The following is a 1,525-nucleotide window of genomic DNA, read 5'->3' on the forward strand; positions in this document are numbered from 1 at the left end:
TGGCTCCGGTGCGTGGTCCGCGGTCTGTGGTGGGTGTGGTGTTGCCGGAGTTGTTGGCTGGTGCTGTGGGTGTTGCTGGTGTCGGTGGTGTTGCGGTGGTGTCGGGTTCGCGGGTTGTTTCGTATGGTGAGTTGGATGCGGCGTCGTCGCGGTTGGCGCGGATGTTGATGTCGTGTGGGGTGGGTCCGGGGTCGTTCGTGGCGTTGGCGTTGGCGCGGTCGGTGGAGTCTGTGGTGGCGGTGTGGGCGGTGGCGAAGGCCGGTGGTGCGTTCTTGCCGGTGGATCCGAATTATCCGGTGGATCGGATCGAGCACATGTTGGTCGATTCGGGTGCTGTGGTGGGTGTGACGTTGGGTGCGGATGTGGGTGCGCTCTCGGGTGTGGGTGGGGTGTCGTGGGTGGTGCTCGATGATGCCGATGTGGTGGCGGATCTGGCGTTTCGGTCGTCTGCTCCGGTGTTGGATGCCGAGCGTTCGGGTGTGTTGCGGCTCGATGATGCGGCGTATCTGATTTACACGTCGGGTTCGACGGGTGTGCCCAAGGGTGTGGTGGTCACTCATCGTGGTGTGGGGAACTTGGCTACCGAGGAGCGGGTTCGGTTCGGTGTGGGGCCGTCGTCGCGGGTGTTGGCGTTTGCCTCGCCGAGTTTCGATGCCTCGATTCTCGAGTTCGTGTTGGCGTTTTCGGGTGGGGCGACGATGGTGATTGCGCCGCCGTTGGTGTTCGGTGGGGTGGAGTTGGCGTCGTTGCTGGCCGCCGAGCGGGTCTCTCATGCGTTCGTCACGCCTGCGGCGTTGGCGTCGGTGGATCCGGTGGGGTTGGAGTCGGTCGAGGTGGTGGTGACCGGTGGTGATGTGTGTGCGCCGGAGTTGGTGGCGCGGTGGGCGCCGGGTCGGCGGATGTTCAATGCGTACGGTCCGACGGAGGCGACGATTTTCTCGTCGATTTCGTCGGCGTTGGTGGTGGGGGAGTCGGTCGATATCGGTTCGCCGACGATCGGTTTCGCGGAGGTGGTGTTGGATTCGCGGTTGAATCCGGTGCCGGTGGGTGTGGTGGGTGAGTTGTATCTGGCGGGTCCGGCGTTGTCTCGTGGGTATCACGCGCGGTTGGGTTTGACGGCGGAGCGGTTCGTGGCCAATCCGTTCGGTGGTGCGGGTTCGCGGATGTATCGCACCGGTGATGTGGTGCGGTGGAATGCTTCGGGTGCGTTGGAGTATGTGGGGCGTAGCGATTTTCAGGTGAAGGTGCGTGGTTTCCGGATCGAGTTGGGTGAGATCGATTCGGTGTTGGCGGCGGTGTCGGGTGTCGATTTCGTGGTCACCATCGGTCGTGAGTCTGCTGCCGGGTCGACGGTGTTGGTCTCGTATGTGTTGCCGGTGGCCGGTGCCGCGGTCGAGGCGGATGCGTTGCGCGAGCATGCCGGTTCGGTGTTGCCTGCGCACATGGTGCCGTCGGCGTTCGTGATGTTGGAGTCGATTCCTCTCACTCCGGCAGGCAAACTCGACCGAAACGCACTCCCCGAACC

Annotated in this window: 1 protein-coding gene; it reads left to right on the plus strand. The window is 63.9% G+C overall.

What is annotated here, in order from left to right:
- Positions 1-1,525 (plus strand): amino acid adenylation domain-containing protein (locus RHBS_RS27655; RefSeq protein ID WP_128646926.1); only part of this gene is annotated, 1,525 nt, incomplete at both ends.

It is taken from the genome of Rhodococcus sp. BS-15 (assembly GCF_000813105.1).
GTDB lineage: Bacteria > Actinomycetota > Actinomycetes > Mycobacteriales > Mycobacteriaceae > Rhodococcoides.